The sequence below is a fragment of the Pseudoalteromonas sp. McH1-7 genome (assembly GCF_013366255.1).
Taxonomy (GTDB): domain Bacteria; phylum Pseudomonadota; class Gammaproteobacteria; order Enterobacterales; family Alteromonadaceae; genus Pseudoalteromonas; species Pseudoalteromonas peptidolytica.
Genome location: NZ_JABWPQ010000011.1, coordinates 14,325 through 39,793, shown reverse-complemented (window position 1 = coordinate 39,793; position 25,469 = coordinate 14,325). Strand labels below are relative to the sequence as shown.

The window sequence follows — 25,469 nt, the reverse complement described above, 5'->3', positions numbered from 1 at the left end:
ACACTTCTACATTTTCAGGCTGATATGGTCAGTGTTATCGGCCTTATATTTATTTTATTATTGTCAATAGGTAATTTGATGTCTCTGAAAAGTGAAAGTATCAAGAAAAAAACTAAGCTAACTCAGCATATCCAAGCGATATTGCTAGGTGGTGTGGCACTACAAGCTGGTTTTCAGGCCAATGCCAGCAACGAGGTTCTTGCATCCGCAAATGCTGATGCTGTCACAGTGCGCAGTATGTCAGATACGATGCCAGTATTAACATCATCTAATAATATTACGGTAGAAGAAGGTCACTGGAGTCCTTATATTGGACCTTACGAGTTTGCAACGGCAAGTCCAAATGATAACGAGCGCTTTGACTATGTGTTCAGCGGGGGAGCAGATAAAGGACTTTTTAATTTTATACCTAATGGCACTCAATTTTACATATATGTAGATAAACAGCTTGACTTTGAAAATCCTATTGATAATAACAAAGATAATGTTTACGAGTTTACCCTCACGGTAACGAATAGAAGTACCAATGAGTCTAGTTCACACAATATAACGTTTACAGTGAAAGATGTTGGTGAGTTGGCACCTTTACTTTCCTTTGGGTCAATATTTGCGGATGAAGGTAAGGCGTTTCAATTTAAGCCAGAGCATATTCAATTTAGTGGTACGACCGATTTACTCAACGCAATACAATTTAACGTTAAAGTGAACACACCTTTATTCCAAGCGTATCACGATGCTAATACAGATGGGCAGCTAACTGAAGATGAAAAAATAACCCAAGTTACCAATCTGTCTTATCAACAACTGACAGCGGGAAATTATTACTTTTTACACAATGGCGATGAAACTGCAACGGAAGCAAACTTCACTATCACGACCAGCGTTAAAGCTGACAGCGAATTTAGAGACTATTACTCTCGTCAAGAAACTAAAACTGGCAAAATGTTAATTAATCCTACCGATGATGCTTCTGAAGCGAAAGTGGGTTTTATACAAGCAACCTTACCTGTTTTGGCTGATGCAATTGGTAGCACGGATATTGTTTATAACTCAGATGCAAACGGTAAGATGTACGCAGCTTTTTATAAAGCAGGTGCAGTGCATCAGTATGCGTTAGTGAACGATGTATGGAATGCAATAGGTACGGTTACGGCAAAAGATACGACTGAGGGTAAAATAAAAATCGCATTTGCCCCAGATAACACGCCATATTTTGCCTATTTGGTTGAAGACAACGTTCAAGATACTACCTCAATTGAGGTGTTAAAGTATAACTCAAGTACACAACAAGTTGAGCCATTGCCAGCCCTTGCTGATCAGGGGATAGGGTTTCAGATTATGGCATCTCTTAGTCGCGATTTTGGGTTTGCATTAGATATTAACGGTGTTCCTTATCTGTTTTATCAATCCAAGCAAAACGGCCTGATGCAGCTAGTAAAATACAGTATTGCCAGTGGCTGGTCGCAGCGATTGGTATATGATGGCAATTTTGCTAAAGCGGTGCACTTTGCAAAATCAGTTGAGATGATCAGAAATGGTGACAAACTTCACTTTGTATCATCTCATTTAGGGGAGGCAGATGTTAATTCTGGTTTGCTAACAGGGGGTTACTCGTATGGTATTCTGGCAGATGGAGAAGAGCCAAGTTATCAATATGGAGGCTTCTTCAGCAGCGGTACCGCTGTGGACTACTATGAATTTGCACTCTCAGGCGCAAGTGAACCTGAGAACTATAATCTGTTCATTACCTCCAAGTCTAGTAATCTGGAACATAACGGTAATGGGTTTTATTTCTATGCAAATAAATCAGGGTCATATCTTGATGGCGGTACGTCAAGTAATGTTCGGTTAGCAGAAACATTAAGCTCAGTTGAAGTCGGCAGCACATTACCCTACACCGTTGAAGTTACCGATATTAGCGCAGGGTCAAGTACAATTCTGGTCAAGAGCATTGTTGAAGGGCAGTGGCAAGAAGCGGCGAGTTATCAGGTGCCGTTTGAAGTTAAAGTCGATCCTGTGTTATCGGTTGATGAGCAAGGTCATTTGCAAGTCTATCTAAGTGGTACGGATGCGCATGATTTTAGAAAAATTAGTAAGCTGAATAAAGACAGTATGTCCCGCGTGGTCACTGAGCCTTGGAATGCGCAACAGCTATTTAGGGCGTTGCGTGTTGAAGACGTGGACTCTGAGCAAGTGACGATAACAATTCGCAACAATACTCCAAACGCGGGTGTACTAAGTGTTGCAGGTGGCTTTGATAGTTCAGGGCTACATATTACTCAAAGCGATACTGCGAATTGGACAGCAACAGGTAACTTAGCAAATATTAACCGCTTGATAGAAAATCTGCGACTACAATCGACCTGTGACTTCTCCAGTAAGGCTTCGGTGACATTAAGTGTCAAACATTTAGGTGATTTTACTGAACTTGCGACAGCTGAGCTTGATTATACCGACGCACAAAACGCATCACAGATCTGCCTAACTAGTTCATTGCTAGTAGAGCAAGGTAACAGCAGTACGATTTTAACCACTAACTTAAATGCAGTTGAAGCCAGCACAAATGCTGAGCAACTCATCTATACAATCAATGCAGCACCACAGTTTGGTACATTATTTTTAGATCTAAACCTTGATGGCACCCTAGAAGATAGCGAAAAACTTACAGCTGGTAGCCCATTCTCACAGGCTGCGGTTAATAGTGGACAGCTAGTATATCAACATGATGCTAGCAAAAACGCCTCTGATGCTATCAATCTAAGCTTGCAAAATACTCAAAGTAACATGCAGTTGGCAAAAGAAATTATGCTTCCAATTAGCATAACCCTTGCTAATGAAGCGCCACTTGCTACGGCACAAACGGTCTTTGCTAATGAAGATAGTTCTGTGCTGGTCACGCTTACTGCGATCGACATTAACGGCGACGGGTTAACATACCAAATTTCACAAGACGCGAGTTCGGGGTCATTGGAAGCACAAAGCGGTGATACTTGGTTGTATACACCAAACGCTAACTTTAACGGTGAAGATAGCTTCTTGTTTGTGGCATCTGACGGTCAGTTACCTTCGGAGCCTGCTGAAGTTAAGGTTACAGTGCGCGCAGTGGATGATGCACCAGAGATCAGCGGTACACCAGTAACGCAAATTGATCAAGATAGCGCATATCAATTCACACCAGCGGGAACAGATGTAGACGGCGATACTCTGACCTTTAGCATACTTAACGCACCAAAGTGGGCTAAATTTGATAAGACAACCGGAATGTTATCAGGTACGCCTCGTGGGAGCGATGTGGGTCGTTACGAGAACATTGTGATCAGTGTCTCTGACGGTAATAGCGTTAGCGCTTTATCTGCGTTCTCAATTGCAGTGAATGCTGTGGCTCCAGTGACTCCTGTGAATACAGCCCCTACTGCCAGCACAGTCAGTACTTCCGTCGATGAAGATGCGACAGTAAGCTTTGGCGCATCGGCCTCAGACCCTGAGGGTGACAGCCTCAGCTTATCTGTGACCACACAGCCTGCCAATGGTACAGTCAGTGTTCAAGGTGATTTATTCCGTTACACACCAAATAAAGATTTTAATGGTGTCGATAGCTTCGGTTACCGAGTGAGTGATGGTGAGCTTAGCTCCGCAGAAGCCAGAGTAAATATTACAGTCAATGCGGTGAATGATGCGCCTGTTGCTAAGGCGATAAGTACTTTAGTAGAGGAAGACGCATCAGTCAGTATTACTGGGGTTGGATCAGACCTAGACGGTGATAAGCTGAGCTTCTCCGTTACTCAGCAACCTACAAATGGCACGCTAAACTTGCAAGGTAATGTATTTAGTTACACGCCAAATGCAGACTTTTTTGGTGCCGATAGTTTTAGCTATGTGGTGAATGATGGTGAGCTGAACTCGGCTGAGGCGCAAGTGAGCATCACTGTGAAGCCAGTGAACGATGCACCAGTGGCACAAAATGACGAGTATACCTTTACAGATGCAGCTGGTCGCTATGTGTTAGATGTACTAGCGAACGACAGCGATGTTGATACAAATGATACGCTCACACTTGTGGCAGCGAATACCACGCTCGGTAGTGTAAGTATCGAGAACAACCAGTTGATATACCAGCCTCAAGCAAATGTACAAGACGCTGCGGTTATCAGTTATATGCTAACAGATAGCCAAGGTATGCGTGCGCAAGCGACAGCAAAAGTAACCATGAGTGCTGCACAAAGTGGCGCACCGGAGATAAGCGTACCAGAAGATAAAACAGTCAATGCAACAGGACTGTTCACTAAAGTGGACTTGGGTAATGCAACGGCAACAGATGCCAGTGGTCATCCACTGGCAGTATCTTTGGTAGATGGAACCACAGTATTTGCACCGGGTATTCATCAAGTATTTTGGACAGCTACAGATAGTGATGGTGAGTCTGCGGTGAAACAACAAACGGTGACTGTGCATCCGTTAATTTCACTAAGCAAAGACAGCCAGATAGCAGAAGAGCAGCGCCATACGGTAAAAGTCTTCTTAAATGGCACCGCGCCAACTTATCCTGTGACGGTGCCTTATTCAGTGAGCGGTACAGCTGATGGTAATGACCATGATTTAGTTGCAGGTGAAGTGGTAATTGAATCAGGGGTTGAAGGTAGTATTACCTTTAATGTGTTTGGTGATGGCGAAGTGGAAGGCTCTGAGAGCATTGTCATCACGCTTGACGATACGCTCAACCGTGGTGCAAAACAAACTTCAACCGTTACCATAGTGGAAGATAACGTAGCACCAGCATTAGCAGTAAAAGCAATACAAAGCGGCCAAGTACGCACATTGATTGGCCAAGATGGTGGTGTGGTTTCGGTGGTGGCAGAAGCAACCGATGCTAACCCACAAGATAGCGTGACGTTAAGTTGGAGAGCTGAGGGGGTAGAAAATACCAGTACAGAGTCCAGTCGCTTTGAGTTTGACCCAGCAGGGTTAGAGGTGGGCACTTATAAACTGAGCGTTACCGCCAGTGACAACGGCACGCCAAGCTTATCGTCAATGCAAGATATGTACCTTGAAGTGGTGGTAAGTTTGCCAGCGCTCAGTAATCAAGACAGCGATGGCGACCTTATCCCTGATAACCAAGAAGGTTATACCGATGCAGACAATGATGGTATTCCAGATTATTTAGATGCCAACAACGAGTGTAACGTGATCCCAGGCCAAGTTAAGGATGTCAGTCAATATTTGGTTGAGGGTGAGCCGGGCGTGTGCTTACGTAAAGGCGCTACGGTTTCACAAAATAGCACAGGCGGTGCGCAGCTATTAGAAAGTGAACTGCCAACGGATAGTGAAGCGACCAACATAGGTGGCGTGTTTGACTTTATTGCCACAGGTTTACCGAAAGCTGGCGATGTTTACGGTATTGTGATTCCGCAGCGAAAGCCTATCCCTGTCAATGCGATTTATCGTAAGTTCAGAGATGGAGAGTGGACAAACTTTGTGACGACAGACGGTAACAAGATATTGTCGGCAGTGGGTGAGCCGGGTTACTGTCCACCGCCGGGCAGTACGCAGTGGCGTGATGGCCTGAATGCGGGTGATTGGTGTGTGCAACTGCAAATTGTAGATGGTGGTGTAAATGATGATGACGGGATTGCCAACCGTAGCGTTATCGACCCCGGCGGGATTGCAGTAATGAAAACCACTAACACCCAACCACAAGCTCAAGCCGATGCAATAACCAGTGCTGTTGCGCAGCCAGTGTTCATTGATGTGCTGAGTAATGATACGGATGTTGATGGTGATACATTAACCATCACTGGAGCAAGTGCAGACTTTGGTGTGGTAGAGGTAGTTGATAACCAATTACGTTATACACCACCGCTTGATTACATTGGTACAGCCCAAATCACGTATGGTATAGCAGATGGTCAAGGTGGGACGTCAAGTGCTGAGGTGACGGTTGAGTTGGTTGTAAATGGTGCTCCAGTAACTCAAGCAGATACCGCAAATACCAACGACAAAACCAGTGTTGTGATAGATGTACTTGTCAATGACAGTGACCCAGATGGCGATACGTTGAGTTTAGTAAGCGCAGCAGCAGAGCATGGTCAGGTGAGTATTACTACAGAGGGCACGCTACATTATGAACCTAAACCTGGGTTTAGTGGTGAGGACAGCGTAGTGTATCAGGTTAAAGATGCAAAAGGAGCGGTGAGTGAGGGAGTGGTTAAAGTTACCGTTAGTCTTGCGACCGTGGTTGAGCCAGAAAAGCCCGGCACGCCAGACACTAAGCCTGAAACGCGGTCATCTGGCAGTGTAGGTGGCATACTGGTGGTGATGGTGTCGGTGCTATTATTACGTCGTCGCAAAAAAACACTGCCAAACTATGCAATTGCGACTGCCGGTTGTCTCGCGAGTGCAACAGCAGTGGCACAGTTACCTCACGCTCAAAACGAAGCACATTACGCCAGTTATACGGTAAGTGCGGTGCAACAGACTGGAGAGCATTCATCTTTTGCGACCCTACGCTACCTAGATTTAGGTGAAGGTAGGGTGGCGCTAAACTAATAGTGCAGTAATAAGTAATAGCCCAGCCATTTGGTTGGGCTTTTTTATTACAAGGCAGCTCTATGCCTTTGTTTTGAGGCTTTTAACAAAACTAATATGTTTTCAAGATCGAACGAAAGATTTATAGAGTTTTTGTCATCCTTTGCTCATATGCACAAAAGTTTGGTTAGGTGTGCAAATCTATGCTTTGCTTGACCCTTTTTTAGGATCAATAATGGATAGGCTAACTTATTGTGTAACATAAATTAGAAGCTACGCTAATTATAAAAGGAGGTAATAAAAGGATGGCGGAACGTTTTGTTGGTGGATGTTTATGTGGGCAGATCCGCTTTATTGCAATAGGAGTACCACATAACCCTCATACATGTTCTTGTAAAATGTGCCAGCGGCATAGCGGTGCGTTAACGCTTGCATGGGTGGAATTCGCGCGCGATGAAGTAAGTTGGGATGGGGAAGGTGGAATGCCAAAAATCTGGCGTTCGTCACAATACTCATCACGTGCTTTTTGCCCCAACTGTGGCAGTACATTAGGTGCGATTGATGATGCGCCAGTAATTGCTTTAGCATTAGGTGTATTTGATACTAACAGTCGTCAATCACTTCAGCCTATATCCCATTCCTACAGTGTCAATACCTGGCATAACTGAGTGGTGTGCTCTGTTAAGGTAGCGAAGAAGGTACTCATCGTACCTTCAACTAATGGTACAACAGAGTGCGATATTACCGATGCTACGCTGTTGAACATGGATACTTTAGTTAACTAACTTTGCAGCCTGAGTTAAACTCAAACTTCATCGGAAGACAAGCTGATTTTTTCGCGATGTTTCTATGAGGGTCATACAGACAGCTCGTCAATCCAAGATTAGGCAGATTTTCTTTGGCGTTCACAGGCCTAAATCTGGCTGCTAGAAAGGCATTAATTATCCGCAGCTCAGGGTATTTTACTTAACCTATTGTATCAGCCTTGCTAGGCTAGGTAATACCAGTGTCCTTAATAGATATGTAAATTGAGGGAATAGGTTTGACGTTAATCACGTTAAGCACTTTTCATTTAGGGCCGTTCACTAAATAAGCTTCTCTTGCCTCAAAATAGATGGCAGGGTTAAGCTAATTGGAACCTTAAAGTGTAAAGGATAGCCATGTTCACACCTCGCAAGTTGGCAGAAAATTATCGAGAACTGGTAAGTAGTATCGGTTTTTACCCCTCTTTACTAGCTATTACTTTCTTTATTTTTGCGTTAATTACTACAGCTATCGAGTATGCAGCTCCTATTCGTGACTTCAAGGCGTTTATCGGAATTGTACTGGTCGACAGTGAAGAAAATGCTCGTACAATTTTAAGTACACTCGTTGGTAGTATGATTTCGTTGACGGTATTTAGCTTTTCTATGGTGATGATTGTGCTTAACAATGCTAGCGCAGGGTTGTCACCTAGAGTTTTACCCGGTCTGATCACCAGAAAGTCTCATCAGTTGGTACTGGGGTTTTATCTCGGAAGTATTATTTATGCCATTATCATGCTGATAAATATTCGTGGTATGGGCAATGGTGAAACCGGGATCCCCGCGTTGGGTGTCCTCTTTTCACTGCTTTTTGGTCTGCTCTCTTTAGGCTTTTTTGTGTTTTTTATCCATTCAATATCCCGAGCTATTCAGGTTGATAATGTACTCAATGACTTATTTAAGAATACCAAAAATGAAATGCGGCATATTGTTACCAAACAGCAAGAGCAACCTATTGAGCAATTTCCTGATTTTTCTGGCTGGTATCATTTACCTAGTACAGAGGAAGGATACTTTAAGGGGGTGCACAGCGATAAACTGTGTCAATTATGCGAGCAGCATGAGCTAAAAATATATATTGCAGTGAAACAGGGTTTTTTTACCGTTAAAGGTTACCCATTTCTCAAGTGCGATAAAGATCTCAGTGCACAGGAAGCATTACGTAATGCGTTACTTAGCTGCTTTATTTTTTATGTTGAAGAATATATCAGTGACCACTATCGCTATGGTTTAACACAAATCTCAGAGATTGCAGTGAAGGCTATGAGCCCTGGGATTAATGATCCTGGCACGGCGGTAAAGGCGATTGATATGCTGAGTATTTTACTTATCCAACGTTTAGATATTTATGATGTTAATTACTCCTTGAAACACGCTAAACATGAACCACTTTTATATATTCATGAAGCGTCTTTTGATGAGCTACTGCATGACAACTTTACTCCAATTAGAAACTATGCGAAGTCAGACGGCTACGTTATGGTCAATGTATTGGAAGCATTTAAAAATATCCTTTTTCGTTCTAGCGGCAATCGACAAGCAACTGAAAGTTTATTCAAGTACTTAGAGGCCATCGTCGATGATGTCCGAGGTACTATTACCAATCCATTTGATCGACAACGAATCGTTGAAATGCTCGAAGCCATTAAGAAAATCGATGGCGCAAGGGGAGAAGCGCTTATTATCCAGTTTAAACAATAACAAGCGCAAATCAGTTTCGTTAACTTTAGCTGCAGATAATGAATGCCTTTCTAGCAGCCTGCTTTAGCGCTAACTGCGTTAATTCACTTCCAATAGCGGGCTATTGGTGTATAAACTCTCCTTGCCGAAAAGGTGTCAGTATCTTAGCGAGAGCAGAATGCGGTGTTTTCCCTAAAATTCTCTGGCTAAACAAGGAAAAGGTAAGCTGTGCTTTAGCAACAATAAGTTGGAACATTCTTTGATCCAAACATCAGGTTAGTTAAGCGCAAGCTTAGCAAGACTTGCGGCGATAGCAGAAAGGGAGAGTAATCGTAATAAAATGATAGCGATATCTGAACTGCCACCTGCAGATGTATTGCGATAAACTAAGGGATAGTCGAAAAATACCATTAAGTAGAGTAAGTCGAAAAAGCCGATTCTGGTGCCATTGAGCTCCACTTTTGTTCCATCTTTTAATAAGATTTCAGCAAAGCATAAATTGGCAGTAGTTTTAAGTTTCCCGCTTTTTTTGTCCTTTAACAATAAATAGTGAAAAACAACCTCGCTAATGTTTTCTTTGGCAATTTTTTGCGTGCCACTTACCCTTCCTTTAATTGCTTGAGATGAGATAGTTAACTGTTCTTTTGATACATCCATAACCCATTGAGAGCCAAACCCGAACTTTTTATACAGCATGACTCTTTTGGTAAAGAAGATAATTAAAAATGTGAATAAACATGCTGGAAAAGCAATATAGCGTGGGTATGCTCCATCAACAACCGACGCTGTGATAGCTAAGGCAAAGACTAGTAAGGCAAATAAAAACTCAGCGCGACCACTTAGCATACCCAGAGCAGCTATAGAATTGAGCGACACTTCAGACTTATCAGTCAATTCGTTTTTGTTTTTTAATGAAACGTATTTGAACCACACTTTATCCGTCAGTGATAAGTCTAGTGTGTGCTTGGCTAATGACATTTGGCACCTCCTTGATGTTAATAAAAGCAATACTTTTACGCCATTTATATCGTATTTCCATGAAACTTGGAAACTTTTCATATTATCGCGTTGTGTTGAGGACAATAAATTGACAGTTTCTAGACCATCAACTGGTACATGTGTAGGAAAGCGATAGGTATAGTCCAAAAGCTAAAGAATCACGCTTCTGTGATGGCGGGCGAATTTTTAATATGTTCCAATTGCAGAAAAAATTGAAGCAGAGTTAGTAGAGGCTTGCAACTTTCCTGCCTTTATCTCGAACCATAAAAGATATAAGTGGTGCGATAAGTCATTTTTATGGATATCTTGAAAATCAAAGCCTTGCCGCTGTCATTGAAGTTACTATTTTTAAATAATACTAGAAGTAGATAGTCTGACCGTTGACCCCCATTATTTTCGTATAGGAGTCGCTGGTAAATTGCTGTACTTTGTATAGCAACGTTTGATACCGAAAAGTTATTGTTGAGACAACAACGACAAACGTACATACCATAAAGCTGCACCACCAACATGACTTTGTCGAGTACAAACAAATCTATAAAATATACTGCGGTTGTGCAAAGGGGCAAGTACACGTCACTGCCCCTAGTGTTTCGGTGCAACGTCAACAATCAGTTGAAATACACCTTGATTAGTATCCCCTGATTTTGTCGCTAAACATTCAGTATTAACCAAATGAACAGTACCTTTTTAACTACATTAACCGCATTTGTTTAATAAAGGTGGTAAGGTCATCAGCTATGTTTTGATGCTCTGTGGCGGTTGGATGCCAAATACAACCCTCTAAAGGGGTATCAAAGACGTGACTAAACAACATAGACATATTTTGCTGCTTGAGTCTTGCTATTGCCTCATTCGTTGCGGGAATAATAAAGTTATACGGGTAGGCAGGGCGTGGCATATAAATAATGGGCACAGCAGGGTAGCGGGCTCGTAACTGTTTAGTAAATGCAACCATAGTGTCGACCCATTGTGTTTTAACCTCTGAGATATTCTCCCATGGCTCGTTAGGGGTTGGATCGGTACTAAAGTCATTAGTACCCACTTCAATTACAATGAGTTGAGGAAATTTATCTTCAAAGCTGCTGTTGTCAGTAAATACAGCAGACATTTTATCATAGTAGTGTGTCAGCGTATGATGAGGCTGGTTGCCTCCCCAATTTCGGATCAAACCTAGGCCAGAATATGAAACTTGGGTGAAACTTGCATTCAACTGCTGAGCACTTATATAGGGAAATGCGTGGCGCGCATTACTTAAGTCGACAATTTCACTCCATTCACATTGCCTTTGGGTAGATTCACTACCAAATCCAGCGCTAATTGAATCGCCAATAAACAAAATGTGAGGCTTAGCCGTTTGTATTGGTGTTAATCTTCCTTCTACGTCGACACTCACGATTTGTGCATTATTTGAATAGTTTTCCCAGCGTTTGACCAACTTAATGATAACGGTTTCTTCTGTAGTACTTTCAAAAAGCGTAAAAGTTTGAGTAGCGCCACTGGGATCCGTCAGTAATTTTTTCGAGAACTCTCCATTGATCAATACGTCAAATTGGTCGCCGAAACCCTTTAGTGCAATATGAAAAGCCCGGCCGGTCAACTTTGTGTGAAGCTGTGTGCCTGGCCAGTTAAAACTGACATGCCCATTTTCATAGTTTTTATTAACACGCCCTTCATAGTGAATAGCGTGGTGTGTTGCGCTGAGCGATGAGGCAACTGCGAGATTTAGGGATGCAATCGCAGCGACAGTCATTAAGGTTTTAAACATGTTGTATTCCTTGTGAAATTATTCGCCTATTACTGTAACTGCTTTGTGTTTATTTTTGAGTGGTGAAGAGGTTGAATTTTATTCAACTGAGCTTGCTTTTTTGTACCTGAAATATGGTATAAATCCATCTGTTGTTGCAGGTTAGCTTGTATTGACGCAGATCCGATAAGGAGTTTAGGACGTTAGGGGGAATATTACTCAATGTATTAGTGACACTGTTGATTGTCACATCATTGGCTTGGACACTTTTCCATTGGAAAGTCGTTTTACTGGGTGTACAAAAAATAGCAGTAATAGCTTTTATCAGCTGGGTCGAGCAGCGTGGTGGTTTATCATTTTATCCACCCTGTATTATTAGTTGGCATTTGGTTTTTGGCGCTCAACTTAAGTATGTTGATCTTTTGCCTGATAGTGGTGCATGGCGCGTTTGGACGTATTTTTGCTACCAATATTGACGCGCGTTAACGGTCATGTAACGCTACAAAATTGCACGAGTGATAAGTAATATTAAAAATATCATAGCGCTTCAAATACAGCTACACTAAGACCTATTGATGTTGTCAGCTTTTTGACAAAGCTGACTGCTCTCAAACACAATATAAAAATAACATCAGCCAAATCATGCTCTAAGGAACGATTATGCCAAATTCGCAACCCGGTACTGTACTAAGTAATGCACAAATAAGAGCGGCAGCCTTAACCACAACAAATACCAATGAAGTACCTGCTACCAAGCAGTTTGCCGTCAATGCTACCGGTAATTTATTTATCGCAAGCACGCTCAATAGCACAGCAGGTGGCAGTGTGTTGCCACAAGAGGCTGAAAGTGCCTTTGGCGAGGTGAGTGTGTTTTTTGCCGCGCTCACTAAAGCCATGGCGCAGGCAGGAACTAGCTTATATGACTATGATGCGCTGAATAAATTGGTGTCAAGCTCGGGGCTGTTTGTCAAAGTGACAGAGAGCAATATCGAGTTTGAAAGCAAGCAAAGCGGTGTAACTTTATCGGGTCAACTTATCCAAACCTTATTGGGGCTCAGTGGTAACCTTGCCTCTATCGGTAAGTCGTTGATGGATATGATAGCGGGTATGGGGCAGGCCTCGGTCAGTATTAGTGCAAACTCAGATAGTCAGGACAAAAAGGTCGGCACCATTATTTTTGTGTGTGAATATTTGCTTGGCGCTATTTCTATCTCACCAATTATTATCTCTGCGGATGCAAGTGATGTTAAATCTATTTGGCAAGCGGGTCCCTGTTTAAAAGGCGGTCATACAGAAATACGATTGACGCTCTGCAAGTCAGTCTATTTATTTGTGCCCCCCGCTTTTGTGAAACAGGCGGCGTCGTTGAATGAGGCAATGTCAGATCCTGAATTTAATAATCTGATTGAGTCTATGCGTAGCGTGATTGCGCCGCCTTCAAAAAGCACTCCTGTGGACAACGCGGCTAAAAAGGACAACTAATTTTGGGAGAAAGCAATGTTCTCAAAATGGTTTAGTAAAACAGCGCCGCCGAAACAGGTAACACAGCAACCAATTTACACGCCAATCACTAAACATTATGTGTTTAATGAAACGGGTAACATTATGTTGTGCGCAACGGCAGATAGCATTCAAAGCTTTGACGTCGACTTAAAGAGTGCGTTTGTTGATATTAGTGTGTTTTTTGCAGCCATGACAAAGGCGGTCACATCAACTATAAATCCAGTGACTGGGAAACCATTTTCGATATTTAACTATCAAGCGGTAAAAAATATCTTGGCCGGATCCGGTTTATTTATAGAGACAAACGTGGAAGAAGGAACCTTCAGCCATGATGGTGTGGGAAACTCTCTTGGTAAAGCTTTGTTCCAGCATATTTTGAATCGAGAGTTTTCTGAAAAACAATTACCCTTTGCGAAGTCGATGTTTAATGGCATGCAGTACCAAAGCGCAAGGGCGGCAGAGCAATCTTCCATGTCTGAAGAGCAGAAAAAATTATGCCGCAGCGGCAGCATTTTTTTTATCGGTGAATTATTAATGGGGGTGCCGCAAACGTCGGCTATTTTGTTGAGCATTGAGCCACAAAGTGTTGCAGACACACCCTCTGACACGCAAAGTGACTGGCAGGATTTGTTTTCATTGGTTGGGCTAGATGAAACAAGGCATCAAGCAAAGCACATTGTACGCCACTGGAAATTTAAAAAACGTACTTACTTGTTTGTCCCACCTCAGTTTATTGCTCACGGTGTGGCAGGGCTTGGAGATCTAGCCAACGCTGATTTTGAAGAGTATAGCCGCACATTAGCAAAGAGCATCTCTAAATAATCTGAGCAAAAAAACGAGAGTTAGCCCATTCCTTATCCAAGCTTCAGGTTAAATAACCCGAGCAAATAGGTATTAAAGTGCTTTGATTATCTCAGTTAAGGCGCTTTTTGCTATATCTAAATCAACTTGCTCAGTTTGCCAATTGCTCAAGGCTGCGCGGATCACCTTTTGCCCTTGCCAGCTACCCGGGCTGACAAAAATGCGGCCATCTGCGTTAATTGCTTGGAGTAATCGTTTGGTGGCGCTATCGTCTTGACCTTTAGGTTTGAATAACACCACGTTGAGCTTGCCGTAGTACACCAATTCATAGTCAGGTGAGCGTACAAACCAGTCAGCAAGTTGCTGGGCTTGGTCGATATTCTTACCCACCCATTGGCGAATGCCCTGTTTACCGTAAGCAAGCAACGACATCCACACCGGCAGCGCTCTAAAGCGACGCGAGTTCTCGACTCCCATTGAAAAGAAATCAGGCTCACACTTTGAGGTGATTAAATAAGGTGCTGGCACGTCACAGCTGGCAACTAAATAGTCAAGATGGCGAGTTAAAAACACACCGCAGTCGTATGGGACATTGAGCCACTTATGGGCATCAAGGGTAATGCTGTCTGCCAGCTCAATCCCTTTAGTGCGTCCATTTGCGCCATTGATAATTCGCTCAAAAATACCAAAGGCGGCATCGACGTGTAGCCAAGCTTGATGTTTGTCGCATAAGGCGCGGATTTGTATTAAGTCATCAAAATCCGTACCTGTCACGGTAGCGGCACTGGCGATCACAATCTTGCTTTTAGCTTGACTGTTGTCTAATGCTAATTCTAGTGCGCGGATGTCGGTGGCTTCATTATTTGGCTGGGTTTTTATACGAATAAGTTGATTGCGCCCTAGTCCTGCAAGGCCTAACGCTTTCAACATGCTGGCATGTGGAGTTGCGCAAAAGACGGCAACATCTAAACCAAACACACCATCTTCTGCGACATTAATACCTTGCTGGTGGCCTGCAAATTGCCTAGCGACAACCGCCCCTAAATAATTGGCAGCAGTTGCTCCTGTGGTAAAAAGGCCATCAAAACTTGAGGGTAGCTCAAATAACTCGGTTAACCAGCGAATGGTTTGCCTTTCAATATTCGTTGCAATTGAGCCATCACCTTTAGACACATTTTGGTCATAGGTCGAGACCAACCAATCGGCAAAAGTGGCAATTGGGGTTGCTCCACCTGTAACAAATCCCCAATATCGCGGTCCTGTACTGACACTTAGGTTCGGGACTATGTGCTCACTAAATTGTTTAACAAGTTGTTCAATTGTCATGCCGGAGTCACTCAGGCAGAGCTCAGGCGGCGCAATATTTTGTCCTACGACGGGGCGATTTTTACTTGATTCAATAAATGCAGTGGCGAGTTCAGAAAATGCAGAGAGTAACTGCGGCAATTCATGCCATGCGTTTGGTGCTGCTTTCATGTGTGTTCCTTGTGTGAAACGGTTACTGGAATTTCAGTGTAACTTACGCAAAAATAAGGTACAGATACAAAAAGGTGAAAGCTAAGGGGTACAGATGGCGAGAAAGTTTATCGCTTTGAGTGAGCAGGTGATTACTGACATCAACAATGGTGTGCGTCAGCAGGGAGAAAAAATGACGTCACTTCGCACGTTTGCAAGTCAACATAAGGTGAGTATGAGTACCGCCATACGAACGTATGAAGAGTTACAGGATAAAGGTTTTTTGGTCGCGCAGGCCAAGTCTGGGTTCTATATATGCAAACCGAGTTACACAAATAATCATATTGATTTTGCTCAATTTAATAGTGAAATCAAGCCGCCCAAACGTATAGATGACAGTGCTTCTCTCACCCTAAATACGATGCTGTCTACCGCACAGGTAACTCCGGAATTTATGCCAACTCAGCGGCTCACCAAATTCGTGAAACAGGCTTTTGACTCACCGCAACTTCACCACTTTCATTACCCAAATGCAAAAGGGCTTACGGCATTAAAAGACAGTATAGAAAACCACTTTAAGCAAAAAGGCCTGGCAATAAAATCAGAACAACTTGTCGTGACCAGTGGTTGTATTCAAGCTGTCATGGCTGCGCTCAAAGCGGTAACGGTGGCGGGGGATTGTGTGGTGGTATCATCTCCTTGCTATCAAGGTTTGTTGCAATTACTCGGTGCGTTGGGACTCAACGTGATTGAAATTCCGTCGACCCCTGAGGGACTAGATCTAGCAGAGCTTGAGCGTGTGGTGAAGGAGCTGCCTGTCTCTGCGTGCTTGATCACTGCAAATCATCAAAACCCAACTGGGCATAATCTATCTATTACACAGAAGAAATGGTTGGCACAGTTTGCCAGTGACAATCAGCTTGTCATTATAGAAGATGACGTGTTTGGTGAGCTTAGTCACAACCATACAATGCCATTGCCCATCAAAGCGTGGGACAAAGACGGCTATGTGATCTGGTGCAGCTCGGTATCGAAAACTTTAGCACCGGGTTTGCAGGTAGGGTGGTGTGAAGCTGGGCGTTACAAAAATCAAGTAAGTAGAGTGTTACAAGCATTCCATGGGATCCCGAATCCTTGCTTACAATTAGCGGTGTCACGTTTTATTGAAACCGGACATTATCAGCGTCACCTGCGAGAGCTAAATCGAGTGCTTGCATCACAATGCCACGCGTATCGAGACTATCTGAAGTTACATTTACCGAGTACGTGCAAAATTTCATCGCCACGAGGCGGAATGGCGCTTTGGTTAAAATTGCCTAATATTGATTGTGAGCAACTGGTCGTATATATGGCAACACTCGGTGTGGAAATACGCCCTGGTAGCGCTTTTACTAGTCGAGATTTATACCAAGATCATCTTCGTATAAATTGTGGTTGGCCACTGGCGCAGGTAAGACCCTGGTTAGATAAGTTATGTGACTATGTCCTCCATAATTGAGCCAAATTACCGCGTTAGGATATGGCTAAAATTACAAGGAAAAAATACAGGTGACATCATTACTTAATGCGAACTCAACTATCACGCAAGCAGTACTTAACGCAATTGCACATATGCCAACTCAAAGTCTTGGGGTATTAATCAATGATGAGTTGGCTCGTAAGTTTGAAGATAGTGATTTTATGCGTATAGCCGTGTTACTCGCACAAAAAAGCTATGATGAGGGGGGATGTCCAATTGGCGCTGTGATTGTTGACAATAATACGAATCAAATTGTTGGTAAAGGACACAACACCTTGGTGCAAGAGAGCCACCCCTACAATCATGGTGAAACCTCAGCGATTAGAGATGCAGGCCGTATGGACTTTAGCAAAACAACCTTGTTTACCAGCCTCAGTCCTTGTGATGTGTGTGCTACTTTACTCTATATGCGTGGCTTCCAACGTGTAGTAGTTGGAGATATTACCAACGCATCAGGCAATGAGCCATTATTAGAAAGTAAAGGCGTGCAGGTGGATATTCTCGAAGATCAGCAGGGGATTGAACTGTATGGGCGGTTTCGTGCCGAAAAGCCAAATCAAGATCTAGAAGATTGGCAAGGAGTGGCCGCAGTAAAAAGCGCAAGTTGTGAGTAGTCGCTGATGTTAAAAAGCGGCAGTGTGAGGGGGTTATGCTTTATGCTGGTTGGATGAGCAATGTTAGGGTTCACTCTAAATTGAATTATAAGGTGAATACAGGCACACTGATGATATGATTATTCAGCTTATAGAGATAAAATGACTCGGGTCGCATTATTGCTTATCGCGCTGTTTGTTTCGGCTCAATGTATAGCACAGAATCGCGCTGTGGTTCGTTTTGTGGCGGAAGATTTGCCTCCTTATCATTTTATTAACGCTGAAGGTAAAGCGGATGGTGGTTTAGTTGTCCTTGCTCAAGCACTTGCAGCACAGGCGAATTTAGTTGCTGAAATAGAAATAATGCCGATGGCTAGAGTGCGTCATCAATTTGAAAGTCAGTCAAATGTAGCGCTGCTATCTTGGTTAAAAACCCCCACTCGTGAGATGCACTTTAGATTTTTGGGGACTATGTGCCATGCGTCTGCCTCGCTCATAGGACTAAAAAAGTCACCAACACTTATCCAAAACCTGAATGCCGCGAAACGCTACCGAACTGGCACAATTCGGGGCTATTATAGCGAGACATTTCTTAAACAACATGGTTTTACTGAAGGGTATGAATTAGTACTAGTATCGAATTATGAAAGCCTGTGGAACCTTTTGTTTAAAGGGCGAATTGATTTTGTCTTAACGAATACCCTAACGTTAGAAAAAGAGCTGAGCGCCTTAGAGTTGGATCCTTCAGCGATTGAGCATAAGCTTATCTTAGCGCAGTTTCCAAGTGAGCTGGCGCTTGCTGTAAATGCAAAGTTTCCAGATGACTTAGCAAAACGTTTGCAAGACTCGTTGGCAGAGCTTCGTCAAAATGGCCAACAGCAGGCTATCCTTGAAAAGTGGAAAATACGTTCAGTAAATTCGCATTAATCTTAAATATAAGAAGATTGTTTGTTCTTACACTTAGTATAGAATGGATGACGCGAGATGTTATGTTGCAGGGATAGATAAAGTGTATCAAGAATGGATGAGCTACTTAGGTGTGGTAGCAAGCGTATGGTTTTTTGCTGGTGTATACCTAGCTGCCAAGCGTTACCCTGATTATAGTCATGTTAATCAATTTTGTAGTGAACTAGGGGCCTGTGGTAGTCCAACACAGGACTTATCACCAAGAGTTAATAATTATCCACTAGCTTTGATATTTTGCGGTTTTGGTTTTTATGTGATCTCACATCCACAGGGCAATTGGGCACTTGACAGCATCGGCGTATTAATTATGTGCCACGGTATAGCAACAGCGGTAGCGGGGGGGGTTCCGATGGACGCTGATCCATATACAACAACTCCAAGTCAGGCATGTAATATTCATTCATGGGCTGGGGTTGTCATGTTGCTAAGTTTACTTATTGCACCATTGTTGGTGTGGTTTGTAACCCCGCTTGAAAAAGGCTTTGCGTGGTTTTCTACGGCGTGTGTACTGATGTGCATTGGTTTTAGCTTCAAGTTGGCAAAGGCCTACAAGCTAAAGCGCGGCGTAGGCTTGTATCAGCGCCTCAGTTACGGTGCTCAATTAGTGTGGTTAAGTGCGTTAGCCGTTATATTTTAACTTTCTGGTACGCCGCTAAAACAGCCTGCGCTTCAGGTTTACCTTTTGCGACGCGGGTATAGTGAGTTTGGACTTTTGCTAAATAGCGTGCTGATAGTTCCCCTTGCTGCCAAATTGCATCACCTAGAGTAGTAATCATGCTGCCCGTTTTATACGTGCTCAGGTAAAGCACTTCGTAGATCCGGTTATTCTCTTCCACAAGGCGCTCTTCTACCACATTTAAGTTTAGGGTTTGTAGCGTGTTTCTCAGTGTATATTGGTGGTGCACTGGACAGAGTAAAAAATCAACATGATTATCGTAATTGGCACAAATATCCCGCATCAAGTTAGCCGTTAAATCGCCACCAACGCCTGCGATAATAACCAATTGCCTACCGTGATGTTGGGCGAGTGGTAGCTTGGCAACATCGAGAGCGTATAGGCTATAGCGTGAGACTTGAGTGTCAAAAAAACGCTGTAAGTTGCTTTTTACTTTGTCAATGAGTTCAGGCACTACATCTACGAAGTGGATATGTGCTTCACTCGAGAGCAAAAACTGTGCACCTAATTGACCATGGTCGCAGCAGCAATCCCAAATATGTTGATAGTCTTTATCGACAATATCGTGCAGAGCTTGTAAACGTTTTCCTAACTTCAAATGCGTACCTATTCATTGCGAGAATAATGATGTTCAGTATTATACCGACTTGCTTAATAAAGTGTTCGACTTTGAGTAAGAACCTTTTGATTTATATCGGTGCACAGCTCAATTCAAGCGCGGTATAGCCATCATCTATATAAAAAAGTGAATGAACTTTTTCATATCTAAGGTCTAGTATGCAATAGCAGATGAAGAGGTTGGATATGTATTCCAAAACAGTTGATTATTCCGTTGCAAGCTTATTGGTGGTGAGCTTAGTGTTGCTTGGTATTTCATTTTTATTTGGTGCTGGTGCCAATTCGGTATCGAGTGCATTTGATTTTTATGGTCTCACCGATGTCATGCCTATATCTAACCTAGGGATGTTATCTGGCGTTGTATTAATGGTAACTAGTGGTTTTGTGGTGTTGCACCAAAGCAAGAGCATCGCAGCGCCTCTGCCACTGGCCGCGATAGCAGTTGTGTGCTTGTTCACTTTAGTCACTTTGTTTGCTGATAATCGTTGGATAGCTGCACATGGTGGGTTCCCAGTTATTGGCTCAGGGCAGGGAGTCATAAAATATTTTGCTCTCTTACCTATTGCTCTTTTTCTTTATTGTCGCCATCAGCTGAGTAAAAAGACGTTAATTTGGTGGAACTATTTCCCAGTCGCTTTGGTATTATTTTGGATTGGTGGAATGAAGTTCCTTGAGCTTGAAGCCAAAGCCATTGTTCCCTTAGTTGAAACTTCACCTTTTATGTCTTGGATGTATGAGTTATTTACCGTTCAAGAAGCTTCAAATGTAATCGGTATATACGACCTCTTGATGGCGATACTGTTGGGAATTGGTATTTGGTTTAATTATCGGCCACTGCTTATCGTCGCTTGGCTTGGTTGTATCGCGGTGTTTGTGATGACACAGACCTTTCTATTTACAGCGATGGGGGCATTGAGTGACACGAGCTTACTGACGGGACTTGGGCAGTTTGTGATCAAAGATCTGTGGTTTATTGCAAATATGCTCATTATTGCTTATCTCACCTTCGATCACCGTCAAAATGAACAGTAAGGTGTGACAGCGATTCATCGTTTGGATGTTGTAAAGAAGTGGTTTAGACGGCCACTTTTTTACTTTCTAGGGGAGCTGTTGGGCACAAGTGCGGTTGTGTTAATTTTTTTATAAAAATAAGCCCGTCGGCAGTGAAAATTAAATGTGAATAAGTTAAGGTCATAAAAAGTTTATTTGTGTGGTCTAAGCTTCATGGACGTACGTATAGACCTCATTCATCGAGCTTAACCATCGCTGAGTGCTGTGTAGCTGGCGTACAACATAGCGAAAATCCAAACTATATGGGTGTGCTATGTATTAGCGACACTGTGCGGTGAGAGGTTATCGGTAAAAGATTAAGAGCTGCATGCAGCGACATTGTGTGTACCTGGTTAGCAAGTTTAAAGAAGATTATTTTATGGAAAGACCAAATACATTAAAGCCGATCTGGCTTTCGGGTGATGATGTGGCGAAGAAGCGCGCACAAATTAAGGCGTACTTCAACAATAGCTGGCAACAATACGAATCCTTATTTAGCAATATCAACAATGACGACGCGTACTTTGTAAAAGCGGAAAGGTTAAGGCACCCACTAATTTTTTATTTTGGTCACACAGCTTGTTTTTACATCAATAAATTGATGTTAGGAAAATACATAAATCAGCGCCTTAATCCGCATATTGAGTCTACTTGTGCTGTTGGTGTAGATGAAATGTCTTGGGACGACCTTGATAGTAATAACTATGATTGGCCAAGTGTTGATGAAGTGAGAGCTTATCGGCAGCAGGTTAATACGTTGATTAATACACTTATCGATTCAATGGATATCAGTTTACCTATCACACAAGACAGCCTTGCTTGGGTGATTTTAATGGGAATTGAACATGAGCGTATTCACCTTGAAACTTCTTCTGTAATAATCCGCATGTTACCGCTAGCTGATTTAACACTCCAGCCCGGTTGGAGTGCGTGTGACGAGCATGGCGATGCGCCGGAAAATGCTTTGGTTCCTGTGGCGGGAACCGATATTCGCCTAGGCAAGCCTGAGTCAAACCAAACGTACGGGTGGGACAACGAATATGGCGTACAAGACGTTAACGTCGCGCCTTTCAAAGCCAGTAAATACTTGGTTTCGAATCAAGAGTTTTTAGCATTTGTTGAAGCCGGTGGTTACAAAAGCCCAGAGTTTTGGACTGACGAGGGCAAAAAGTGGTTGGCGTCAACAAAATCAACAATGCCACGTTTTTGGCTTTCAAAAGAAGGGAGCTATTGGCAGCGTAACTTGGCACAAGAGATCCCGCTTCCGCTCAATTGGCCGGTAGAGGTAAATTATCTTGAAGCCAAAGCATTTTGTAATTGGAAGTCAGCTCAAAACGAAGCTCATATACGTTTGCCAACAGAAGCTGAGTGGCAGGTACTTCGTGACAAGTTAGATACCGATCTGCCTACATGGAGCGAAGCGCCTGGCAATATCAACCTTGAAGTGAGTGCTTCAAGTTGCCCAGTTAACCGTTTTGAAACGGCAGGTTTATTCGACATTATTGGTAATGTCTGGCAATGGACTGAAAGTCCGATTGATGCGTTTACCGGTTTCAAAGTGCACCCTTTGTATGATGACTTTTCGACTCCCACTTTTGACGGTAAACACAATTTGATCAAAGGTGGTTCGTGGATCTCAACGGGTAACGAAGCGGTTCGTGATTCTCGCTATGCGTTTAGACGGCACTTCTTCCAGCATGCAGGATTTAGATACATTGAAAGTGACAGTCCAGACGTACCGGTGCAAAAAGTGAACTTATGCGAAATGGACGTGGATGTAGCCAATGACTTACTAAGCCACTACGGTAAACCGGTTATGAATTTTGACAACCCGTTGCAAAGCGTTGTGTCGCACTTAATGAAACACTATCAAGGTCAAACAAATAAAGCACTTGATCTTGGGTGTTCTGTTGGTCGTGCGAGTTTTGAGCTTGCTCAATATTTTAGTCAAGTAGATGGTATTGATTTCACAGCTCGTAATATCCAGCATGCGTTAGCATTAAAAGACGGGACGCCAGTGCGCTTTGCCACAGAAATTGAGGGTGAAATAGTTGACTTTCATGAGGTGTCTACAAAGCAGCTAGGCTTTAACGAACTGAGCGAGCGTATTCATTTTTGTCAGGGAGATGGCCACAACCTTAAGCCACAATTTGCAGATTATGATTTGATTTTGTGTCATCGCTTAGTGGAATACTTATACTCACCTAAAACCTTTTTAAATCAAATTAAATCGCGTTTAAATTCAGGTGGTATTTTGGCTATCAGCTCAGCCTATCAGTGGGACAAATCGTTGACTGAATCAGAAAATTGGCTTGGCGGTTATAAGGTGAGTGGCGAAAATGTCACAGGGCGTGATGGCTTAGAGATTTTGCTAGGCCGAGATTTTGAGTTAGTTGCGCAAGATGAAGTCATGTCTGCCTTTGCTAAAAATGCTCGCAAAGTGGAGCTAGAGCGTTGCCAGCTGACGTTATGGCGACTGAAATAATTAGCGCTAGGCTGGCTTTGAGTCTGCCATTCGCTGTCTAGTGCCGAGCTTAAATGGCAAAGTACGTCAATAAAACATACCAGCCGCTGTGCTGGTATGTTACTTATTAGGTTGAATAATGGAACTAGTATTACCCGATCACATCAAGTTTGGTCAAAGTCTTACAGCGCCTGTTGATATTAATTTAAGCGATTCTTGTGCCCAAGGCGTGGCACTTAACACGCTTGTTGAATTGGCAGGTGAAGCTTGGTTTGAGCGTGAGCTTAGTTATAGCCCAATGGCGGGCAGCGACATGCTGCGGGCTGCGATTAAAGCCTATCATTTGCAACCACAGGTAGTGTTAAGCCAAGAGCAGATAGTCACATTTAGTGGCGCGCAGGAGGCTATCTTTACGGTGATGGCGCAACTGCTAAGTCCGCAAGATGAAGTATTGGTCTTTACGCCAAGTTATCCATCACTGGCAAAATTACCCACTCAATTTGACGCCGTAGTTAAATCCATCCCTTTACAAGCTAATAACCAGTGGCAATTTGATATCGAGCGACTTAAGCGTGAGGCAAACGCTAAAACCAAATTGATTATCATCAATGCGCCCCATAACCCCACTGGCGCTACCTTGTCTGATAAGGATGTGGAGGAAATTAAAAGGCTTGCACAGCACTTTGATGCTTATATCTTAAGTGATGAGGTATCAGCACAACGTGCAGATGATGCACGTATTGCAAGCGGTCGCTTCGCTGATTACGCAAAGTCAATTACTTTGGGTGTGTTATCTAAAAGCTTAGGGTTACCAGGAGTTCGGGTTGGTTGGGCAATATGTGGTAACAAAGCGCTTGCCGATCTCCTGTTGGCAGGTAAAAGCTACTTGAGCATTTGTGGCAGTCAAGTAGACGATATGCTGGCTTCAACCGCATTAAATCATAGCGACATTATCTTAAAAGAAAATGCCAAAATAATGGCTCGCAACGAAGCGGCAATGTGTGAATTTGTTCGTCAACATTCGCACAAAGTGAGCTGGGTAGCTCCCCAAGGTGGTGTGCTCTCGTTACTACAAATTCACTCAGTTAAAGATGCTAAGAGCTGGTCTCGGCAATTTGCAGAAGCGACAAGCACGCTACTGCTGCCTGCAAACTTATTTGTGATGAACTGTGAATGTCATTTTCGTTTAGGCACCGGCAAGCAAAGCTTTATTGAGGGATTAACTCGCCTCGAGTCATACCTACAATAATACTTGCTCATCATCACAAGCTATCCAGACAATATAGTATTAATCCCGCATTCAAACTGATTGACTATGATAGAAGGTAGAACGAAAAATACTACTGGAAGGAAAAAATGATGATCAACGTTAAATCTGTGATGATGGGCTGCTTTGCTATGATGCTCAGTGCCTGTGCGTCTATGGGAGATGGTGACACAGCACAAAAGCAACGCGCAATCTTGGATATGAAAAATGAAGTACTGACTCAACTCTACAGTAAAAAGCCAGATACACGCGCCCAGATAGCTGCAGCACCGGGATACGCGGTTTTTTCCAATGCCAATGTCAATTTGTTATTTGTATCAGCTGGAACGGGTTATGGTGTTGTACATGATAACACTGCTGGACAAAATACTTATATGAACATGGCCGAAGGGGGCGTAGGTCTCGGAGTGGGCGTTAAGGACTATCGTATAGTCATGGTTTTTCATAGCAAAGCGGCAATGGATAAGTTTGTGACTTCTGGGTGGACCTTTGGTGGCAACGCAGATGCTGCGGCAAAAGCTGCTAACAAGGGGCGTTCGGTAGAAGGCGAGGCGTATTATGGCGATGTCACTGTGTATACCTTTACACAAAGCGGCTTGGCCTTACAAGCAACAGTAAAAGGTACCAAGTTCTGGAAAGATAAGGAACTGAACTAATACCAATTAGACTTAATACTTGCTCGCTTTGAAGGAGTAAATCTGACGCTAACAGGACGCGGAAGCGGTGTTATCGACAAGGTTTTCTCGCCTCAAAATCGACCAATTAATTAAGAAAATTGGTATAACTTTAAAAGAAGCCCCGAATAG

17 protein-coding genes are annotated in these 25,469 nt (G+C 43.1%); 13 read left to right on the top strand and 4 right to left on the bottom strand.

What is annotated here, in order from left to right:
* Window positions 1-78 precede the first annotated feature (78 nt).
* The 3 genes from HUZ36_RS09500 to HUZ36_RS09490 all read left to right on the top strand — a co-directional run bounded on the left by HUZ36_RS09500 (window position 79) and on the right by HUZ36_RS09490 (window position 9,026).
* On the top strand, window positions 79-6,543 hold the full coding sequence (locus HUZ36_RS09500; RefSeq protein ID WP_176032691.1) for an Ig-like domain-containing protein: 6,465 nt from the start codon (window positions 79-81) through the stop codon (window positions 6,541-6,543).
* 284 nt (window positions 6,544-6,827) lie between these two features.
* Window positions 6,828-7,190 carry a GFA family protein gene (locus tag HUZ36_RS09495; RefSeq protein WP_176032690.1) on the top strand — a complete coding sequence of 121 codons (363 nt, stop codon included), beginning with the start codon at window positions 6,828-6,830 and terminating at the stop codon, window positions 7,188-7,190.
* A gap of 492 nt (window positions 7,191-7,682) precedes the next feature.
* Complete coding sequence (locus HUZ36_RS09490; protein ID WP_176032689.1) at window positions 7,683-9,026, top strand: DUF2254 domain-containing protein; 1,344 nt, start codon at window positions 7,683-7,685, stop codon at window positions 9,024-9,026.
* Window positions 9,027-9,281: 255 nt separating this feature from the next.
* Here the strand turns inward: HUZ36_RS09490 and HUZ36_RS09485 are convergent, their stop codons facing one another.
* Both HUZ36_RS09485 and HUZ36_RS09480 read right to left on the bottom strand, forming a co-directional pair.
* Window positions 9,282-10,064 carry a hypothetical protein gene (locus tag HUZ36_RS09485; RefSeq protein WP_254879529.1) on the bottom strand — a complete coding sequence of 261 codons (783 nt, stop codon included), beginning with the start codon at window positions 10,062-10,064 and terminating at the stop codon, window positions 9,282-9,284.
* 634 nt (window positions 10,065-10,698) lie between these two features.
* Window positions 10,699-11,772 (bottom strand): SGNH/GDSL hydrolase family protein, encoded by a 1,074-nt coding sequence (locus HUZ36_RS09480; RefSeq protein WP_176032688.1) that lies wholly within the window; start codon window positions 11,770-11,772, stop codon window positions 10,699-10,701.
* Between the two features lie 639 nt (window positions 11,773-12,411).
* On the opposite strand from HUZ36_RS09480, the gene HUZ36_RS09475 reads away from it, so the two are divergent.
* Window positions 12,412-13,233: a hypothetical protein gene (locus tag HUZ36_RS09475; protein WP_176032687.1), complete on the top strand. Its 822-nt coding sequence runs from the start codon at window positions 12,412-12,414 to the stop codon at window positions 13,231-13,233.
* 15 nt (window positions 13,234-13,248) lie between these two features.
* Window positions 13,249-14,076, top strand: a complete 828-nt coding sequence (locus HUZ36_RS09470; protein WP_176032686.1) for a hypothetical protein — start codon at window positions 13,249-13,251, stop codon at window positions 14,074-14,076.
* Between the two features lie 72 nt (window positions 14,077-14,148).
* On the opposite strand, the gene HUZ36_RS09465 is transcribed toward HUZ36_RS09470, so the two are convergent.
* Window positions 14,149-15,531 (bottom strand): pyridoxal phosphate-dependent decarboxylase family protein, encoded by a 1,383-nt coding sequence (locus HUZ36_RS09465; protein WP_176032685.1) that lies wholly within the window; start codon window positions 15,529-15,531, stop codon window positions 14,149-14,151.
* Window positions 15,532-15,625: 94 nt separating this feature from the next.
* On the opposite strand from HUZ36_RS09465, the gene HUZ36_RS09460 reads away from it, so the two are divergent.
* From HUZ36_RS09460 to HUZ36_RS09445, 4 genes are all read left to right on the top strand, one after another.
* The gene (locus tag HUZ36_RS09460) at window positions 15,626-17,008 is read left to right on the top strand and encodes an aminotransferase-like domain-containing protein (protein WP_125253070.1); all 1,383 of its coding nucleotides are present in this window, start codon (window positions 15,626-15,628) and stop codon (window positions 17,006-17,008) included.
* 50 nt (window positions 17,009-17,058) lie between these two features.
* Complete coding sequence (locus HUZ36_RS09455) at window positions 17,059-17,643, top strand: nucleoside deaminase (protein WP_176032684.1); 585 nt, start codon at window positions 17,059-17,061, stop codon at window positions 17,641-17,643.
* 141 nt (window positions 17,644-17,784) lie between these two features.
* Window positions 17,785-18,549 (top strand): substrate-binding periplasmic protein, encoded by a 765-nt coding sequence (locus tag HUZ36_RS09450; RefSeq protein WP_217704645.1) that lies wholly within the window; start codon window positions 17,785-17,787, stop codon window positions 18,547-18,549.
* Between the two features lie 82 nt (window positions 18,550-18,631).
* Window positions 18,632-19,225 carry a DUF998 domain-containing protein gene (locus tag HUZ36_RS09445; RefSeq protein WP_176032739.1) on the top strand — a complete coding sequence of 198 codons (594 nt, stop codon included), beginning with the start codon at window positions 18,632-18,634 and terminating at the stop codon, window positions 19,223-19,225.
* On the opposite strand, the gene HUZ36_RS09440 is transcribed toward HUZ36_RS09445, so the two are convergent.
* Entirely contained in the window at window positions 19,215-19,862 is a 648-nt protein-coding gene (locus HUZ36_RS09440; protein ID WP_147390550.1) for a tRNA (adenine(22)-N(1))-methyltransferase TrmK, read from the bottom strand. The two genes, HUZ36_RS09445 and HUZ36_RS09440, sit on opposite strands and share 11 nt — an antisense overlap.
* 206 nt (window positions 19,863-20,068) lie before the next feature.
* Here HUZ36_RS09440 and HUZ36_RS09435 point away from each other — a divergent pair, with 206 nt between their 5' ends.
* The 4 genes from HUZ36_RS09435 to HUZ36_RS09420 all read left to right on the top strand — a co-directional run bounded on the left by HUZ36_RS09435 (window position 20,069) and on the right by HUZ36_RS09420 (window position 25,319).
* Window positions 20,069-20,914, top strand: a complete 846-nt coding sequence (locus HUZ36_RS09435; protein WP_128732004.1) for a DUF417 family protein — start codon at window positions 20,069-20,071, stop codon at window positions 20,912-20,914.
* 397 nt (window positions 20,915-21,311) lie between these two features.
* On the top strand, window positions 21,312-23,417 hold the full coding sequence (ovoA, locus tag HUZ36_RS09430) for a 5-histidylcysteine sulfoxide synthase (protein WP_147390549.1): 2,106 nt from the start codon (window positions 21,312-21,314) through the stop codon (window positions 23,415-23,417).
* Window positions 23,418-23,535: 118 nt separating this feature from the next.
* Window positions 23,536-24,645: an aminotransferase class I/II-fold pyridoxal phosphate-dependent enzyme gene (locus tag HUZ36_RS09425; RefSeq protein WP_176032683.1), complete on the top strand. Its 1,110-nt coding sequence runs from the start codon at window positions 23,536-23,538 to the stop codon at window positions 24,643-24,645.
* Between the two features lie 110 nt (window positions 24,646-24,755).
* Entirely contained in the window at window positions 24,756-25,319 is a 564-nt protein-coding gene (locus tag HUZ36_RS09420; RefSeq protein ID WP_176032738.1) for a lipid-binding SYLF domain-containing protein, read from the top strand.
* Window positions 25,320-25,469: the final 150 nt, after the last annotated feature.

What these genes read in the sequence shown, in the direction of transcription:
- HUZ36_RS09490 (WP_176032689.1), top strand. Translation starts at nt 7,683, where the DNA reads ATGTTCACACCTCGCAAGTTGGCAGAAAATTATCGAGAACTGGTAAGT.
- HUZ36_RS09480 (WP_176032688.1), bottom strand. Translation starts at nt 11,772, where the DNA reads ATGTTTAAAACCTTAATGACTGTCGCTGCGATTGCATCCCTAAATCTC.
- HUZ36_RS09465 (WP_176032685.1), bottom strand. Translation starts at nt 15,531, where the DNA reads ATGAAAGCAGCACCAAACGCATGGCATGAATTGCCGCAGTTACTCTCT.
- HUZ36_RS09495 (WP_176032690.1), top strand. Translation starts at nt 6,828, where the DNA reads ATGGCGGAACGTTTTGTTGGTGGATGTTTATGTGGGCAGATCCGCTTT.
- HUZ36_RS09435 (WP_128732004.1), top strand. Translation starts at nt 20,069, where the DNA reads ATGTATTCCAAAACAGTTGATTATTCCGTTGCAAGCTTATTGGTGGTG.
- HUZ36_RS09475 (WP_176032687.1), top strand. Translation starts at nt 12,412, where the DNA reads ATGCCAAATTCGCAACCCGGTACTGTACTAAGTAATGCACAAATAAGA.
- HUZ36_RS09420 (WP_176032738.1), top strand. Translation starts at nt 24,756, where the DNA reads ATGATCAACGTTAAATCTGTGATGATGGGCTGCTTTGCTATGATGCTC.
- HUZ36_RS09425 (WP_176032683.1), top strand. Translation starts at nt 23,536, where the DNA reads ATGGAACTAGTATTACCCGATCACATCAAGTTTGGTCAAAGTCTTACA.
- HUZ36_RS09460 (WP_125253070.1), top strand. Translation starts at nt 15,626, where the DNA reads ATGGCGAGAAAGTTTATCGCTTTGAGTGAGCAGGTGATTACTGACATC.
- ovoA (WP_147390549.1), top strand. Translation starts at nt 21,312, where the DNA reads ATGGAAAGACCAAATACATTAAAGCCGATCTGGCTTTCGGGTGATGAT.
- HUZ36_RS09500 (WP_176032691.1), top strand. Translation starts at nt 79, where the DNA reads ATGTCTCTGAAAAGTGAAAGTATCAAGAAAAAAACTAAGCTAACTCAG.
- HUZ36_RS09470 (WP_176032686.1), top strand. Translation starts at nt 13,249, where the DNA reads ATGTTCTCAAAATGGTTTAGTAAAACAGCGCCGCCGAAACAGGTAACA.
- HUZ36_RS09485 (WP_254879529.1), bottom strand. Translation starts at nt 10,064, where the DNA reads ATGAAAAGTTTCCAAGTTTCATGGAAATACGATATAAATGGCGTAAAA.
- HUZ36_RS09450 (WP_217704645.1), top strand. Translation starts at nt 17,785, where the DNA reads ATGACTCGGGTCGCATTATTGCTTATCGCGCTGTTTGTTTCGGCTCAA.